We start from the raw sequence: 16,406 nt of genomic DNA, 5'->3' as shown, positions 1-16,406 counted from the left end.
TTTCCTGCAACTTTGAAGAAAGTTGTTCTATTTTCTTAACTCTGCCTCATATTGCTGTTCAAGGGTTTGAACCACTTTTGCGTGGAGTTCCGTTACTTCTTCATCTAAGAGAGTTCTTTCCGCATGACGGTACACGAGAGCAATAGCTACGCTCTTACGATTTGCACCAAGACGCTCTCCTGTGTAGATATCAAAAACCTGGATAGACTCAAGCAAATCCCCGGCAACTTCAGCAATTGACTGCTCCATGAGACCGACCGGTACGCTTGCATTGACAACGACCGCAATATCACGACCAACGGACGGGTAACGCGGCAGCAGTTTATACACGATGGCATCTCCAGCAGCTTCAAGGATCGGAGCTAATTCAACCTCAAGCACGTACGTGTCATCTAGATCACGCTGCTGTTGAACGGTTGGGTGCAGTTGACCCACACGGCCAATAACTTTCGGACCTTCGGAAGAAGCAAGCAGGAGCTCTGCTGTACGACCAGGATGGAAGCCCTCCGGAGAAGCCGATGTGTAGCTAAGTCCTTTGACACCCAAGTAGCTGATCAGACGGTCAAAGATGCCTTTGATGTCATAGAAATCAACGGCTTCAGACTTCTGCGCCCAATGCGCCCCGCGGCGTTTGCCTGTCATCACGATAGAGAGCAGGAGCTTTTCTTGCGGTAACGTAGTGAGTGTTGACTCATCTGTAATGAACGCTTTACCGACTTCGAAAATAGCCACGTCATCCATGGTGCGGTTACGGTTGTAACTCACTACCTCCAGCAAATGCGGAAGCAAGCTGGTACGCAATTGGCTACGATCCTCGCTCATTGGCATTGCGAGGGAGATCGGCTTAGCCGCTGGATACAGACCAGGCAGCGAGGCCGTTTGGTCTGGGTGCGTGAAGGCATAAGTAATGACTTCATGCAGCCCGCTTTGTGTCAGGAGATTCCGCGCTATGCGGCGAATCGACTGCTCTTTGGACAAGGAGCCTGGCGTCGTCACGCCAGTCATCAAGGTCGTCGGGATGTTATCATAGCCGAAGAGACGTGCCACTTCTTCGATCAAATCAACATCCCGTGTGATGTCTCCGCGGCGGCTCGGCACGTGCACGAGCAGCTTGCCTTCTCCCGCCTGTTCGAAAGTGAAATGCAGGCGCTTAATGATTTGTCCCATCTCGTCAAGCGAAAGCTCCGTACCGAGATAGTTGTTCACACGGTCAGCAGCCAGCTCGATGCTGACAGGCTTGTGCGAGCCGGCAACAGCTTCAACGATGCCGTCTGCGACTTTACCGCCTGCATACTCTGCAATCATTGCAGCTGCGCGGTTCAATGCCGGAAGCACCGCTTCCGGGTTCACTTCTTTCTCGAAGCGAAGACTGGCTTCTGAGCGAAGGCCTAGCTGGCGCGATGTACGACGCACAGACGAGCCTGCGAACTTAGCGGATTCAAGCAAAATCCGCGTAGTATCGTTCGTCACTTCGGAATTCGCGCCGCCCATAACACCAGCGATCGCTACAGGCTTCGTGCCGTCCGTGACAAGCAGCATGTGTGGTTCTAGGGTACGCTCTACATCGTCAAGCGTTACAAGCTTCTCGCCTGCCTCAGCAAGGCGTACATCGATGTGGCCGTTGTTCAGTTGCTCAGCATCAAAAGCATGCAGCGGCTGACCATACTCCAACATCACGAAATTCGTGATGTCTACGATGTTATTGATGGGGCGGATGCCCGCGGCCATCAAACGGTTTTGCATCCACAGCGGAGAAGTGCCCACGCGCACGCCTTCGATCAGGCGAGCTGCGTAGTGAGAGCACTGCTCCTTCGCTGTGATCTTTACGCTGATGCGGTCAGCGGCTTTCACACCGGCTGATCCAGCCTGCCCAAGCGCTGCTTCTGCATCCGGCAGTTTAACGCTGCGACCAAGGATCGCTGCGATCTCATAAGCAGCTCCGAGCATGCTTAAGCAGTCGGAACGGTTAGGTGTCAGATCAAGTTCCAACACTTTATCATTAATGGATAGAACATCTAGAACGGAACTTCCGATTTCTGTTTCTTGCGGAAGTACTAGAATACCTTCCTGAATTTCTTTTGGAAGCAGTTTATCGTTCAAGCCAAGCTCTTTGGCTGAGCAAATCATCCCTTGCGACTCAACGCCGCGCAGCTTGGCGCGTTTAATTTGCAATCCGCCAGGTAGAACAGCTCCGATCATGGCGACAGGTACTTTTTGACCAGCATCAATATTTTTGGCTCCGCAGACGATTTGCAAATCTTCGCTTTGACCCGCATCAATGACACACACGCTTAATTTATCTGCATCCGGATGTTTCTCACGGGATTTCACATACCCGACAACTACGTTCGTTACACCTTTATTGCGATCCTCCACGATATCCACTTCGATACCGCTTCGGGTTAATTTTTCCGCTAATTCTTCCGCTGTGAAGCCTGATACATCTACATATTCCGATAACCATTGGTATGAAACATTCATGCTTAACCCCTCCTTTTCCTGGTGCTTACAGATGTAAGAATTGTTTTAAGAAACGCAGATCATTCGTGTAGAAATGACGGATATCTTCGATTCCGTATTTCAGCATGGCAATACGCTCAACGCCCATACCGAATGCAAAGCCTGTGTACTCCTTCGGATCGTAGCCGCCCATCTCAAGAACGCGCGGATGCACCATACCCGCTCCGAGAATTTCTAGCCAACCTGTTTGTTTACAGGTACGGCAGCCAACGCCTCCACACATCGCACAGCTCACATCAACCTCAACACTCGGCTCCGTGAAAGGGAAGAAGCTCGGCCGCAAACGGATTCTTGTTTCCTTGCCGTACATTTCTTGTACGAATTGCAGCAATGTACCCTTCAAATCGCTCATCCGAACATTGCGGTCGATCACCAGACCTTCGATTTGCGTAAACATATGGGAATGTGTCGCATCGTCGTCGTCGCGGCGGTATACTTTCCCCGGACAGATGATTTTGATCGGAACTTCACCTTTACGTTTCTCCATCGTTCTCACTTGAACAGGGGAAGTTTGGGTACGCATTAAGATTTCTTCGGTAATATAGAAGGAATCCTGCATGTCACGGGCTGGATGGTCTTTCGGCAGATTTAGCGCTTCAAAGTTATAGTAGTCCTGCTCAACTTCCGGACCTTCCGCAACCGTATACCCCATTCCGATGAAAATATCTTCAATCTCTTGGATCACTTTGCTTAATGGATGTACGGCACCTTGCTCAGATGGACGGCCTGGCAGCGTAACGTCGATCATTTCAGCACGAAGTCTGTTCTCCGTTTCCTGCTGCTGATACGCCGCTTGCTTCTCTTCGATTACCGATTCAATTGCAGCGCGAACATCGTTCGCTACTTGCCCAATAATCGGTCTCTCTTCTGCACTTAGGGCTCCCATTCCGCGAAGAACCTCGGTTAATGGACCTTTTTTACCTAAATACTTAATACGTAAATCGTTCAGCTCTTGCTGGCTTTGTACGCCGCTTAGCTCCTGCAGCGCTTCCTGCTTCAAAGCTTCTAACCGCTCTTTCATTGCAATCCCTCCTGAATTAGGCCCCTGAATCAACCAAAATGAAAACACAAAAAAGACTTTCCGCTCCCTCGCAAGGGACGAAAAGCCGTGGTACCACCCTAATTAGATACATTTCCCGGCCAATAGGCAAAAAAATGATCTCACTTCATTCCAGATAACGGACGATGTGTCCGGTTCCCTCTACTTAGAAGAAAGCTAATGCTGCTTACCTCTGTTCAAAGGACTGCTCGGGAGCGAACTTCTGCAGCCTGATTCTCGGGGCCAGCTCTCAATCAATGGCTTACCCTCCCTGTCAAGAAGCACTGCGTACTCTTCTCCGTCAAAGCATTTTTACGTATATGTACCAGTTATTATATGCAAGATAGTGCACATATGCAAGTACGCGACTCTCGAATCTCGCTTTTTCCCAGTTGACTCACTACGCGAATAAGCGTATATTTTATTTAAACAGTTTAAACATTAATTTATATAAATATTTTAGTGTTTAACATTTAGAACATGTAATTAACCCTAAGGAGAGTTTCAATGGAAGATGACTTGATGGCTTACACCATTCGTTTCCGGACAACGTTTGAAACGGCCCATCGAAAAATTAGCAGTGCCGTACTCGCCGAATTGAAATCGGAGCTAACGGGACCGCAGTTATTTATGCTGTTCATGATATCCAAGGAGGGAACTCCCAAACAAACCGTTCTTGCTGAGAAAATGGGTGTCAAACCAAGTGCGATTACAGTAATGATTGATCGTCTTGTCCAAAGCGGACATGTCATACGCAAGCATCACGAAACGGATCGGCGCATTGTTTTGGTAGAAAACACAGAGCTTGGCCAAGAGGTTCTTACGGCTGCTCAAAATGTTCAAAAAGAAGTGATTGCCCGAGGCTTATCTAAGCTTCCGCCAGAGGAACTCAGCGTCTTGGTAAGTGCTTTTGAAAAACTAACATCCTATTATTAAAATCCATTATTAATAAAATCCATTATTATTTAAAAGGAGTGAACTGTAGTGGAAACTATACAAAAAACAATATCTGACGACAACCTTTCCGAGTCAGCAGCGCCAGCGCTCAAAAATCGCGGCCTCCTGCTGACAGGACTTATTATTGCCATGCTGTTCGGTGCCCTTGACGGTACGATTGTCGGAACGGCCATGCCACGTATCGTTGGTGAACTAGGCGGCCTTGCACTAATGGCTTGGCTGACAACAGCTTACATGCTGACTTCAACTGTTATTGTACCAATCGCCGGTAAACTTGCTGACTTAATGGGTCGCCGCGTTATTTATGTAACGGGTCTTATTATTTTCATCGGCGCCTCCGCACTTTGTGGTATGGCCCAGAACATCACAGAGCTTATCTTGTTCCGCGGCTTGCAAGGTCTAGGCGGCGGTATTATGATGCCGATGGCCATGATTATTATCGGGGATTTATTTACAGGTAAACAACGTGCCAAATGGCAAGGTGTATTCGGTGCGATTTTCGGTCTATCTTCTGTTGTCGGCCCCCAAATCGGCGGTTGGATCGTTGATGCTTTAGATTGGCGTTGGGTTTTCTACATCAACCTTCCCGTAGGTATCCTAGCTGTTGTCTTAATCGCAATTGCATTGCCGAAGCATAAAGCAATCGGTAAAGTGAAATTCGACATCCCGGGAATTGCCACCATGGTTCTCGGTGTTGTTTCCTTGCTTCTAGCTTTGACATTCGGCGGTAAGGATTATGCTTGGTTATCTTGGCAAATCATTGGTCTATTTGCAGTAGCCATTGTTTCTTTGGTATCCTTCGTCATTATTGAAAGCAGAGCGCAAGAACCAATTCTTCCTGTTCGTTTGTTCAAAAATAGAACTTTTACAACCATTAACGGTGTAGGGTTCCTTATGGCTGTTGGTATGTTCGGTGCTATTATGTTCGTACCACTCTTCATGCAAGGTATCGTTGGGATCAGCGCCTCCGCTTCCGGTACGGTGATGATGCCTCTCATGCTTACGATGATTGCAGCCAGCGTAGTTTCTGGTCAGTTTATTCATAAAATCGGTGTACGTAAGCAAATGTTATCCGGTATGATCATCATGGCCGTTGGCTTCTATTTCCTTAGCACGATGGGCATAGACACAACAAAGCTGACAGCATCTGCTTATATGCTAATTCTAGGTCTTGGCATGGGGCTTGTCATGCCGATTCTGACCCTTGCCTTACAAGAAAGCTTCCCGAAATCTGAGCTTGGTGTAGTTACATCTTCCAGCCAATTCTTCCGTCAAATCGGCGGTACGTTCGGTATGACGATTCTGGGTGCAATTATGAACCATAAATCATCGGTTCTTCTCGATCAAGATTTAACACCTGTGGTTAAACAGTTGCCTGCAGAAGCAAGCCAGTTATCTAACCAGATGACAGATATGATTCACTCGAATCCGCAAGGATTATACTCTTCTCTGCTAAGTCCTGAAACGATGGCGAAAATGCCGAAAGAATTTGTAGAGCACATGCTTCCTATTTTGAAAAATGCCCTTGTATCTTCCTTACATCAAGTATTCGTTATCGGGTTAATATTCGTATTACTCGGGGCGGTTCTTACACTGTTTATCGGCAACATTAAAGTAAATGGACGTAAATCGAAAAAGACAAGTACGGAGACTGAAAAAGACCTTTCCGCTGGACTCGCTTAATCGATAAACCATGCTCCCTCCTTCTTCGGAAGGTTGGGAGCTTCTTTATGTAATTCTTGGATGCATTTCTTTTGACATCATTCCATCAATAGCGTTTAATGAGGTTGGATACTATAAAAGGAGAGTGATTACCATGAAATATCGCAGACTTGGGAAAACAGACTTAAAAGTTTCTATCGTTGGTGTTGGAACCTGGCAATTCGGAGGAGAATGGGGGCTTACGTACACACAAGCTGAAGCCGATGCTATTTTGGATCAAGCCGCTGATCTTGGCATTAACCTAATAGATACCGCGGAATGTTATGGTGACCATCTTTCGGAATCATTTATCGGCAATTATTTATCTAGACGCAAACGTGAGAATTGGGTAGTAGCAACGAAATTCGGCCACCATTTCCATGATTTATTTACCCGAACTGATGAATTTAACTCAGAGAGTGTCATCAAGCAGTTGGATGCTTCGCTCAAAGCTTTGCAAACGGATTACATAGATTTGTACCAGTTTCACTCTGGACCAGATAGCGTTTTCGACAACGATGACTTATGGACAACCTTAGATAAACAAGTACAGGCAGGAAAGATTAGACATTTGGGAACTTCCATCGGAAGCAATGCCAACATCCATCAGACAGAAGCCTCTACGAAAGTAAATTCCAAAGCGATTCAAGTTGTCTATAATCGTTTGGATCGCGCACCAGAAGAGTTTGTATTCCCTTCCTGTGTGAATCAGGATCTTGGCGTACTGGCACGGGTGCCTTTGGCAAGCGGCTATTTAAGCGGCAAGTACAAGCCTGGTGCAGTATTTAGCGATACCGATGTCCGTCATCGTCATGATGCTGAGAGCGTAAGACAAAAGCTGGAGGAAGTACAGCGAATTCAAAAAGACGAAGTCCCAGAAGGCATGGATATGGCGAAATGGGCCCTCGCCTGGTGCTTAAAGCACGATGCCGTAACAAGCGTCATTCCGGGCTGCAAAAACCCCGAGCAAGTTATTGCTAACGCAAGTGCAACGGATCTTATCAGCGACAACCACCCACAAGCATGGAAAGCCTGAGCAATAGGAAGGAATAACATCTAGATGAACTTGGACGAGCTTACAACAACTTGGAAGCAGCTGAACGACCATTTGGCGCAGTGGGTTACCGCTAGCAAAGTCCATACCGAAGATGGCCATGTTGCTTCCTACATTCCTGAACTTGCGAATGCTCCCGCTGATATATTGGGTATCTGTATCATGGATGCTGAGGGGAATACAGTTGCAGCCGGTGATACCGACTATCATTTTACGCTGCAAAGCATCTCCAAAGTATTCACGCTTATTCTAGCACTAATGGATAACGGGGAAGAAGCGGTGTTCTCCAAGGTAGGCATGGAGCCAACGGGGGACGATTTCAACTCGATGCTGAAGCTCGAGCTGGTAGAGCCGGGCATTCCGTTTAACCCGCTTATCAATGCTGGAGCTATCGCCATCTCTTCCTTGATTGCGGGTGACACACCAGCTGAACAAACGCAGCGAATTCTGCAGTTTTTCCGGGAGCTTGCCGATAATCCAGCACTGGATATTAATCAGGATGTATTCAAATCGGAATCGGATACCGCTCACCGAAATCGTTCGCTTGCCTACTTCCTGAAGCATAACGGCGTTCTGGACCGCGAAGTTGATGATGTCCTACGGGTCTATTTTAGCCATTGTTCGATCCAAGTGAACTGCACAGATTTGGCCAGAATGGCTCTGGTTCTCGCCCATAACGGCGTCGATCCGATTCGCAATCAGCGCCTGATTCCGCGGCGATTCGTACAGATCGCTAAGACGTTCATGTTCACCTGCGGGATGTATAATGCTTCAGGCGAGTTCGCCATGAACGTAGGGCTTCCCGCCAAGAGCGGTGTGTCCGGCAGTATTCTAACGATGGTGCCCGGACGATACGGCATCGGTCTTGTCAGCCCTGCCCTAAACCGCAAAGGCAACAGCACCGCTGGTGTTCACCTCCTGGGGAAACTTTCGCAGGAGTTTGACTGGAGCTTATTTTAAAAAACAAGTGGCTGAGTGTAAGGGTTACTTGTAAGTAACGCCGATTACTCCCGTTATTTTCAGCAATTGTTCACTTTTTCCCAAGGTTGAGGTGTATGTTTCACTCCGCAGAAAAAGAAGCTATCCCAGAAGTCATCAAATGACCGAGGGAGAGCTTCTTTTTTTGAACTTATGGATTAGCTACTTCGTATATAATGCCGTCTATTGAATGGCTCGTTTGACGCGCTGCAACACTTCAATCAGTTCATCAATCTCGTTTTCGTTCAGGCGAACCGTCACATAATTAGGTGATATTCCCCCATCGTTGATCTCCAGCAAGGCCACCTCATCCTTGTCATCCAATTTAACAGACAATTGTTCTCTTTCGAGCATATTAATCCAAGCCATGACGGCACCTACTTTCGGCCAATGTATTAGTAGACGATGAATTCTTTCTTATAAACCGTTTCATTATCTTCTGAATCCATCACACGCATTTCCAGTTCCCAGTTCCCTCTGAATGGAAGGAAGGCTCCCTCCGCTCGATAGCTGAACTTGGCAAAGCCGTAGGACTCCTCTTCTTCCTTATCCTCGTAGGCTGTTATCGGCACAGCGATCGGAGCGATCTCCTGGTCATCCAAATAATGAAGAATCATAAGCACCTGCTTCGGTTTCCCTGAATTTTCAGGAAGGAATACTTTGGCAGTGAAAGAGTTGGTCCCTTGTATTTTTGGTGTAATATCCGCGGATACATGGACCTTATCTCCCATTTGATGCCACTGCAGCGGCTCGTTGGCCGGAATTGGCGCTACATAGGTAATGATGCCCACCAGCAGCACAATGATCACCATTAAGGTTAGATCTACCCTTACCCATAGGAAGGACTGAACAGCCTTCTTCTTGCGCATCATGAGACGAATAACAAATGCCGTAAGCACAACAAGAATCACTGCGCCAACTTTCACTAGCAGCAGGATTCCCCATCCGGAGTATAGCAAATAATGCAAATTCGGTAGGAATAACAAAACAGATAAAGACCCGGATATCGCGAGTACGATGATGGAAATCAGAGCCATATTCGAAAATTGTCGCATGTACGTGGCAATATCACCATTTTTCTGACGCCACTTCGCGTAGAGAAGCACTAAGCCGCCTACCCACATGGCTGCGCCCACCAAATGAATCCAATCGAGCCCGATCGTCGCCCATACAGGTGAGAAGGAGGCCGCATGGCCACTAAAGCTTTTGGCCGCAAGCAAGCCTAATGGCCATATCCAGTCTAACCATGCCCATCGGCCGATAAGAACGAACCCAAGGAAAGATAAAGCGAGCAGAATCAGCCAGGATATCCCAATATTCGTTGCACTAAAAAGCTTCGCAATTTCTTCCACACCGCCGCCGCCTAATAAATCCTCGATATGAGTAAAAATAAGCAGCAGGAGTGCAACGAGTTGAGCACGCTGCAAATTCAGCGTCCATGAAGATAATGCTTTTCTTGTTTCTTTGCCGCCATCCATACCTAGCATTCTTAACCAGATGACCCATCCGGTCAACGCGAGCAGCATAAGGTACCACAGCCCGCGAGACGCATACTGCAGTAGAACCTTCGTCGTTAGCGGACCTGAACCGTGCTCGTGATTAGCATGGGCTGAAGGAAGATCTAGCGTATCTTCTTGCGGCGGATTTCCGATCGTCAGAGGATAGCTTCCGCCAACAGGGTGGCCGTCAGCCGAAATGACATGATAGCTAATTAAATAAACGCCCTCGTTCAGCTTAGGCAGATCAAGGAGCACGCCTGTTTGCTCTTTGTTCAAATAAGCTTTATTACTGGTCATTTCGTCGCCGTCATGATTAAACACCTTGATATAAAAGAGCCCAGCATCTAAGGGTTCATTGAAGGAAATCGCGATTTGTGGCGGCGAGTTTTCCAACTTAGCGCCTGATTCCGGAATTGCCTGTACCAGTGATGCATGAGCATAGGCAGATTGCGGGGCGACGACGAATGAGCTTAAGAGCATCATAGATAATATACACAAAAAAACAGCAGGCAAGAACCAAAACCGCTGACGAACATGTTGTTTCTGTTTATACATAGATAAGTTCCTCTAATCCATTAGGGGTCTACGTCCGGCAAAACCATCTTCTTTGCCGTGGTAATAACGGATCTTGTCCTCTCCTTGTTTCCAACAAAGCAAAACTTCCTGGTCCCCGATCATTGACGGAAAATCCACAAGACCTGTTTCTATATCTTTAAGCTCGATACCCGTTTGCTGAAAATGCTGAATCAGCCCGCGTGCTTCGATTTGCATAAATTCAAGTTCTGCTTCCTGCATAAAAAATGGATCCTTTTCCGTGCTGGATTTCTCAGCCAACTCATTTTTCTTCCTGCGAAGTTCTGTGTATTTCTCCTCAAAAGCTCGCTTCAGAATTTGCATTTTCTTTAATTCCTGATCAACGAACGGAAGCATTTCATTCGCTTCTTCCAAGCTAAAATATTTTTTATCAGACATCTCGCACCTCCATGCCTAATTTTAACAAAAAAAGAGCGCAACTTCGAATTCTACGCATGAACATGCGAGTGCTCGTGTGAGGATCCATGCTCATCCACATGAGTTACAGACAACTCAGCATATCCGACACCTTTAAGCACCTGAATCCGCTGCTGCAGTTCTCTCAGCTTCTGTACCTTGCCCCTAACAACTAATATTTCCAAGCACTGCTGATGATTTAAATGAATATGCATCGTTGAGATAATGGCATGGTGATATTCATGCTGCAGTTCCATCAATGTAATGGGCAGATCGCTAATATGATGGTCATATACCATCACAATGGTTCCTGCTACCGTTTCGTCCAACTGCATGCTGCTGGAAGTTAACAGCGCTTTGCGTGTGAGATCTCGGATCGCTTCCGAGCGGTTACTATAGCCCTGGACAGCAATCAGCCGATCATATTGCTCAATTAATGATTGCGGCATAGAGATGCCAAAACGTACAAGCGTTTCTTTCTCCGACATGGGATCACGCTCCTTTCTAACTAACCTTGTCCTCTAACCCTACTCTACCAGAAAGTAGAGGTGTCGCAAAATGTGTTGCCCCTATTTTATGTGAAAATGATAAGAAACAGCAAAAGAGAGCGGACATATGCCCAGCTCCCTTACTTATTAGATAAAGCTCATTAGTTTCTTCACGCGAACTTCCAGCTCAACGAGTGAGAAAGGCTTCGTCATATAGTCATCAGCGCCCATCTGATAACCTTTGAGCATATCATCTTCCTTTTTCTTGCCTGAAAGCATAAGCACCTTCATGTTCGCATTCGCCGAGCGCTCATCCTTCTTAATCTGATCCAACAAGGAAAAACCGTCCAACTTAGGCATCATGCCATCCAGAATACACGCATGATAGCTCTTTTCCTGCAGCAAGCTGAGCGCCTCTTCACCATCGGAAGCAAGCGTAATAACAATCGGCAAATGCTCCAAATGAGAAGTTAGAATCGCTCTTAAGATTGGATCATCGTCAACGATTAGCAAATTTTTCTTCTCAGCAGGCAGCGCGGCCGATTTGCTTGGATCGCTCTCTTTCTCTACTGAGGCGCACAAGACACGGTTCCGGCCTTGCTGTTTGGCTTGATACATCGCTTCGTCCGCTTTAGAAACCCAATCCGCAACAGATAATCCTTCCTGCCACTCGGCAACCCCTGCGGAGAACGTGATGGAGAAAGGCTTGCCCGCATACTGGGCAACTGGATTAGAGCTAATTATATGCAGGATGTTCTGCATAGTTGAATGGGCCTGCTCCAAGGATGTATTCGGAAGGGCTATCACGAACTCTTCCCCGCCAAAACGGGCCAGTAAATCCGTTGAGCGCAAATTGGTTTGCAGAAGATGGGCCAAGCCTTGCAGCACCAAATCTCCCACGTGGTGTCCATACGTATCATTGATTCTTTTGAAATAATCAATATCAATAAAAACAAGCGATATCGGCGCTGGGTAGCGCTCAATCCGCTGCAGCTCCATGCCAATCTGAAGGTCAAAATATCGCCGATTGAAAACGCCGGTAAGTGGATCGCGAAAGGCCAGCTGCTCGAAATTTTTCGTCCTTTTGAGCAAACCATAGATCCTAGCGGCTAATTCTTCATACTGAAAAGGCTTGGTCACATAATCATCAGCCCCAAGATGAAAGCAGCGAACTTTATCGTTCAAATCGTTTCGTCCTGACAAAACAATGAGCGGCAGCCATTTCAACGTTGGATCTTCTTTGAGAAATTCGAACAGCTCATACCCTGATTGCGGATGCATCATGAGATCAAGCGTCACGAGATCATAGGTGTGCGTACGCAATAGTTTAATAGCGGACTCTACATCAGCGGCCTCATCGACAATACAATCATCAAGCTGAAGGCGCCGGGTCAAATACGAACGCAGCACTTCGTCATCATCTACAAGCAGCAACCGACTCTTCAACGTTCGAAGCAGCGAACCTCCAGTGGGATCCTTCTGCTCGTCCATTTGGATCTCCGTCAGACCGATATCGTATTCCATATGCATATCGCGAAGGAGTCTGAGGCTGCGCTCTGCATTTTCTTGAACGGGGTTCGTCGATGTGAAGACCAGCTCCTGCTCCTGATCGATGGCTTGCGTCCATTCCCATAGGCGTACCAAATCCTCCGCTAGCCTGCCAATCCTGTCATATCCAAAAATCGGCGCACTGCCCTTCAGCGTATGGATAATGCGATAGAACCGATTCAAGTCCTCTACTGCCGGCACAGCGCGAATGACATCGAGATGAGCCTCAAGCTCCTTCAACTGCTTTTCAAACTCGCGAATGAACAGTTTTCTGCCTTGTCTTAGAATTCTTGCATCTTTATCCGATTCTGACCTGGAGCTCTTTGGCTCTAGATTCGTATTATTCATGACGGACAATCACCCTTTTTACAAATGAAATTAATCTCTATAAGATTCGAATCAACTCTCTAATAAGTGTCCGACCGTGTCTAGTAGTTGAAGCGGGCTGAAAGGTTTGACAATATAGGTGGTGACGCCGGCCGCTTTGGCCTTCTCTTTATCTTTATCCAAGGCTTTAGCCGTTAAAAGAATAACAGGCAGCTCCCGATTAGCGTTGTCGCTCTGACGGAGCCACTCGCATACCTCAACACCCGTACGTTCTGGCATCATATAATCAAGAATTACCAGATCAAACGATTCCTTCTGAAGCTGTTCAATGGCTTGCTGACCGTCTTCCACTTCCGTGATTAGATACCCTTCATCCGATAACGTTTCTGTAAGCAGAAAGCGGAGTGCAAGCTCGTCGTCAGCCAGCAATATTTTATAAACAGACATAAAGGTCTCCTCTATTAAAATATGACTTTAATTATAGCATCATGCTCATAGGCAAGATAGGAATTTGTCGAAAAAAGTCAAAAAATATCACTTGCTTCGCGCAGCATCATATTCTTTCCACGATGAGCCATTAATTGCTTTAAGCCCCTCCACGGAGGGGTAAATGTAAACCCAACCTTCACGCTGCCCATCCACATCTCGGATCCAAACGCGGTCATATTCATTATTGGATGCGCCTGGACCATAATAACCTTCCAGGACATCCATCGCTTGCAAGCCTTCTTCTGTCACTTCCAACCATTCCCCAACAACGTACTGCTCTGCATTGCCTTCCGATAGCAAGAGCGCAGGGTATGGCCCAACGTCAAATAAACACCCATTGATCGTGCCCGATTGCACCGATTGCACAAAAGGAGCAGCTATGAAGTGGTTACCCTCTCCAACAAGCAGTGTGCCATAGACGAATACAGATATCATGTGAAAACTCCTCCTGTCGAATTATGTAATTCCAATATTCTTTCTTAATTCGCTAGCCATCTCTCTGATCCCTCTTCGGAACATTAAGTACATGAAAAGCTATGCAAAGCCACGAAAAGCTATACAAAGCCATATAAAGCCATATAAAGAAAAAAAGCAACATCCTCAATGGATGCTGCTTCTATGCTTGATTTGCTGTTAATTCGCGCGTTTTCACAATAATTTTGCGGATGCTGTCTTCCGATAAATGAAAGACCTTGATTAACTCCATCACCGTGGAGCCAGTTTGGTACAACCGGAAAATTTCTTGATTTCTACGCTCGATGATAATGCGTGTTCCGTTATTTTCTCCCCATCCAGCGCGTTTCTGCTCTTTCTTAGGGATATATACGATTTCACCTTGGATATATTCTTGTAATTGTTTTAATAGGTTAGGGGGAAGAACGTCTTTCCCGTTCTTGTAACTCATGGATGAAAACCTCCTCAAATTGTCGCAAAGATTAAACTTTGTTTGGATTTGCAGAGAGTAATTTCATCGCCCCTAAACCTCATACCATTCTTATCAAAATGGAATAAAAAAAACACGACCATAATCGTGCCTGTCGGTTGTATATGCAATTATACAAATTCAGGTGAACGGTTATTCCACGAATGATATTCAGTTAGGAGACGATTACCTCTGCGGCGGCCGCAACATTCATCGCTACTGTCATTGTCATTGTGTTCATTAAAAAGCACTCCTTTCACCTAATAGTTGAATTTTTGGAAAATGGGGTTGGAGAGCAAAATCTCTCCTGTCTTGCCTGTGTGTTCACTTCGTGTTCACAATTCTCATTATATGTAAAAAGCTTCTCGCTGTCTACTCGTAAGTTAAGAATATGCGGGAGCCTAGAAGGCTCCCGGTTGTAACGATGACCTCTGCTTACGCAGAGATCACCTCCGCTTTTGTTGTAATCACCTTGATCACTCCTTTCCGAAGTTATTAGCTGGCCGGCTACTTCTCTATTTACTCATAATGGTTGCCCATTCTCAAGTGAAAGAATCGTTATAAGGATTCTTTCCTAGATGTGAGTTGTCGGGGGAGCTAGGAGTGGCAGTGATACCAACGGTTGATGGCGCTAATGGACTCAGTAGCCGTTAAGTTGGTTTTTAGTAACACAAGTAAGGGAATAACGGACTGTATGGGCGTTATCTGTTGATTTCAGGGAGGGAAATAGGCCATTTCAGACAGATAGTGGCACCTCAGTCCGTTAAATCCTATTTCCATCCTAGAAGGGGCAGATAGCGGCACCTCAGTCCGTTAGCGTTGTGTGCTGTGGAAGTGGACACTGGAAGTGGACAGTGAAAGCGAACAGTGATAGCGGACAGTGATAGCGGACAGTGATAGCGAACACCGGAAGTGGACACCGGGCGCTGGGGTCAATGCCCCAGCGCCATAACTGCGATGCCGCTGTGGTTCAGCAGCGCGCGGATATCGCGCGCAAACTCCACGGCGTGAGCACCATCGCCGTGGATACAGATCGTCTCCGCGCGCATGCTCAGGTCCTCTCCCTCCTGGGAGAGGACCTTCCCCTCGCGGACGAGGCGCACGACCTGCGCCGCTGCATCCGCGGCGCTCTCCAGCAGCGCCCCGGGCTGATCCCGGGGCGTCAGCGTGCCGTCCCGCCGGTAGGTGCGGTCCGCGAAAGCTTCGCTCGCGGTTCGCAGCCCCACGGCGGCACCCGCCCGCAGCAGCTCGCTGCCGGGCGGTCCCAACAGCGTCAGCTCCGCGCTGACGCTGCGTGTCGCAGCCGCAATGGCGGCGGCGAGATCATGGCGCTTCGACGCCATGTGATAGAGCGCACCATGCGGCTTGACATGCTGCAGGCGCCCGCCTTCGGCGAGGACGAACGCCTGCAGTGCCCCGAGCTGATACAACGTCAGCTCGTAAGCCTCGGCCGGCGTGATGGCCATCTCGCGCCGGCCAAAGCCCTGCAGATCGGGGAGGCCCGGATGGGCCCCGATCGCAACGCCTTTGCGCATGCACAGCTGCACAGTGCTGCGCATGGTGGCTGGATCGCCTGCGTGGAACCCGCAGGCGATGTTGGCGGAGCTGACGAAGTCGAGCAGCTCCTCGTCGCGACCGAGGCGATAAGCGCCGAAGCCTTCGCCCATATCACAATTCAAATCTATACGCAGCATGTTCAATCCCCATCACCTTCCGTAACTCCAATTGTCTCTTACTGCTATTTGGTTTCTGTCCCTCTCACTTCTCACTCAGTTCTCAGCTCTCAGCTCTCAACTCTCTATTCTGCACTCTCAGTTCTCTAGTCTCTAATCTTTGCACTTTGCTTTTACTCTCTGCTCTTTTACTCTCTGCTCTCTGCTCTTTTACTCCCTGC

General features: G+C 47.6%; 15 protein-coding genes. 4 read left to right on the top strand and 11 right to left on the bottom strand.

Annotation, left to right across the window (positions count from 1 at the left end; all coding sequences use genetic code 11):
- Positions 1-27 precede the first annotated feature (27 nt).
- Entirely contained in the window at positions 28-2,481 is a 2,454-nt protein-coding gene (pheT, locus tag AC58VC_RS12225) for a phenylalanine--tRNA ligase subunit beta (RefSeq protein WP_497369061.1), read from the bottom strand.
- A 25-nt stretch (positions 2,482-2,506) separates the two neighbouring features.
- Positions 2,507-3,541, bottom strand: a complete 1,035-nt coding sequence (gene pheS, locus AC58VC_RS12220; RefSeq protein ID WP_127457323.1) for a phenylalanine--tRNA ligase subunit alpha — start codon at positions 3,539-3,541, stop codon at positions 2,507-2,509.
- A gap of 525 nt (positions 3,542-4,066) precedes the next feature.
- On the opposite strand from pheS, the gene AC58VC_RS12215 reads away from it, so the two are divergent.
- From AC58VC_RS12215 to glsA, 4 genes are all read left to right on the top strand, one after another.
- On the top strand, positions 4,067-4,495 hold the full coding sequence (locus AC58VC_RS12215) for a MarR family winged helix-turn-helix transcriptional regulator (protein WP_497369060.1): 429 nt from the start codon (positions 4,067-4,069) through the stop codon (positions 4,493-4,495).
- Positions 4,496-4,564: 69 nt separating this feature from the next.
- Positions 4,565-6,199 carry an MDR family MFS transporter gene (locus AC58VC_RS12210; RefSeq protein WP_497369782.1) on the top strand — a complete coding sequence of 545 codons (1,635 nt, stop codon included), beginning with the start codon at positions 4,565-4,567 and terminating at the stop codon, positions 6,197-6,199.
- 133 nt (positions 6,200-6,332) lie between these two features.
- Positions 6,333-7,253 (top strand): aldo/keto reductase, encoded by a 921-nt coding sequence (locus AC58VC_RS12205; protein WP_497369059.1) that lies wholly within the window; start codon positions 6,333-6,335, stop codon positions 7,251-7,253.
- A gap of 30 nt (positions 7,254-7,283) precedes the next feature.
- The gene (gene glsA, locus AC58VC_RS12200; protein WP_497369058.1) at positions 7,284-8,231 is read left to right on the top strand and encodes a glutaminase A; all 948 of its coding nucleotides are present in this window, start codon (positions 7,284-7,286) and stop codon (positions 8,229-8,231) included.
- Between the two features lie 201 nt (positions 8,232-8,432).
- Here the strand turns inward: glsA and AC58VC_RS12195 are convergent, their stop codons facing one another.
- From AC58VC_RS12195 to AC58VC_RS12155, 9 genes are all read right to left on the bottom strand, one after another.
- Positions 8,433-8,618, bottom strand: a complete 186-nt coding sequence (locus tag AC58VC_RS12195; RefSeq protein ID WP_161408752.1) for a hypothetical protein — start codon at positions 8,616-8,618, stop codon at positions 8,433-8,435.
- A gap of 26 nt (positions 8,619-8,644) precedes the next feature.
- Entirely contained in the window at positions 8,645-10,303 is a 1,659-nt protein-coding gene (locus AC58VC_RS12190; protein WP_497369057.1) for a copper resistance CopC/CopD family protein, read from the bottom strand.
- Positions 10,304-10,315: 12 nt separating this feature from the next.
- On the bottom strand, positions 10,316-10,720 hold the full coding sequence (locus AC58VC_RS12185) for a DUF2203 domain-containing protein (RefSeq protein ID WP_497369056.1): 405 nt from the start codon (positions 10,718-10,720) through the stop codon (positions 10,316-10,318).
- Positions 10,721-10,770: 50 nt separating this feature from the next.
- The gene (gene nikR / locus AC58VC_RS12180) at positions 10,771-11,226 is read right to left on the bottom strand and encodes a nickel-responsive transcriptional regulator NikR (RefSeq protein ID WP_497369055.1); all 456 of its coding nucleotides are present in this window, start codon (positions 11,224-11,226) and stop codon (positions 10,771-10,773) included.
- A gap of 147 nt (positions 11,227-11,373) precedes the next feature.
- Positions 11,374-13,122 (bottom strand): response regulator, encoded by a 1,749-nt coding sequence (locus tag AC58VC_RS12175; protein ID WP_497369054.1) that lies wholly within the window; start codon positions 13,120-13,122, stop codon positions 11,374-11,376.
- A 51-nt stretch (positions 13,123-13,173) separates the two neighbouring features.
- The gene (locus AC58VC_RS12170; RefSeq protein ID WP_497369053.1) at positions 13,174-13,548 is read right to left on the bottom strand and encodes a response regulator; all 375 of its coding nucleotides are present in this window, start codon (positions 13,546-13,548) and stop codon (positions 13,174-13,176) included.
- An 87-nt stretch (positions 13,549-13,635) separates the two neighbouring features.
- On the bottom strand, positions 13,636-14,025 hold the full coding sequence (locus tag AC58VC_RS12165) for a gamma-glutamylcyclotransferase family protein (protein ID WP_497369052.1): 390 nt from the start codon (positions 14,023-14,025) through the stop codon (positions 13,636-13,638).
- Positions 14,026-14,206: 181 nt separating this feature from the next.
- Entirely contained in the window at positions 14,207-14,494 is a 288-nt protein-coding gene (locus AC58VC_RS12160; RefSeq protein WP_127457334.1) for a CD3324 family protein, read from the bottom strand.
- Positions 14,495-15,444: 950 nt separating this feature from the next.
- Positions 15,445-16,206 (bottom strand): LamB/YcsF family protein, encoded by a 762-nt coding sequence (locus AC58VC_RS12155; RefSeq protein ID WP_497369051.1) that lies wholly within the window; start codon positions 16,204-16,206, stop codon positions 15,445-15,447.
- Positions 16,207-16,406: the final 200 nt, after the last annotated feature.

The organism is Paenibacillus sp. J22R67, from assembly GCF_059692175.1.
The sequence above is the reverse complement of the archived record's forward strand: the minus strand, read 5'-3'. Positions and strand labels throughout refer to the sequence as shown.

What these genes read in the sequence shown, in the direction of transcription:
- AC58VC_RS12155 (WP_497369051.1), bottom strand. Translation starts at nt 16,206, where the DNA reads ATGCTGCGTATAGATTTGAATTGTGATATGGGCGAAGGCTTCGGCGCT.
- AC58VC_RS12190 (WP_497369057.1), bottom strand. Translation starts at nt 10,303, where the DNA reads ATGTATAAACAGAAACAACATGTTCGTCAGCGGTTTTGGTTCTTGCCT.
- AC58VC_RS12215 (WP_497369060.1), top strand. Translation starts at nt 4,067, where the DNA reads ATGGAAGATGACTTGATGGCTTACACCATTCGTTTCCGGACAACGTTT.
- AC58VC_RS12170 (WP_497369053.1), bottom strand. Translation starts at nt 13,548, where the DNA reads ATGTCTGTTTATAAAATATTGCTGGCTGACGACGAGCTTGCACTCCGC.
- AC58VC_RS12160 (WP_127457334.1), bottom strand. Translation starts at nt 14,494, where the DNA reads ATGAGTTACAAGAACGGGAAAGACGTTCTTCCCCCTAACCTATTAAAA.
- AC58VC_RS12175 (WP_497369054.1), bottom strand. Translation starts at nt 13,122, where the DNA reads ATGAATAATACGAATCTAGAGCCAAAGAGCTCCAGGTCAGAATCGGAT.
- AC58VC_RS12205 (WP_497369059.1), top strand. Translation starts at nt 6,333, where the DNA reads ATGAAATATCGCAGACTTGGGAAAACAGACTTAAAAGTTTCTATCGTT.
- AC58VC_RS12185 (WP_497369056.1), bottom strand. Translation starts at nt 10,720, where the DNA reads ATGTCTGATAAAAAATATTTTAGCTTGGAAGAAGCGAATGAAATGCTT.
- AC58VC_RS12195 (WP_161408752.1), bottom strand. Translation starts at nt 8,618, where the DNA reads ATGGCTTGGATTAATATGCTCGAAAGAGAACAATTGTCTGTTAAATTG.
- nikR (WP_497369055.1), bottom strand. Translation starts at nt 11,226, where the DNA reads ATGTCGGAGAAAGAAACGCTTGTACGTTTTGGCATCTCTATGCCGCAA.
- pheT (WP_497369061.1), bottom strand. Translation starts at nt 2,481, where the DNA reads ATGAATGTTTCATACCAATGGTTATCGGAATATGTAGATGTATCAGGC.
- AC58VC_RS12165 (WP_497369052.1), bottom strand. Translation starts at nt 14,025, where the DNA reads ATGATATCTGTATTCGTCTATGGCACACTGCTTGTTGGAGAGGGTAAC.
- pheS (WP_127457323.1), bottom strand. Translation starts at nt 3,541, where the DNA reads ATGAAAGAGCGGTTAGAAGCTTTGAAGCAGGAAGCGCTGCAGGAGCTA.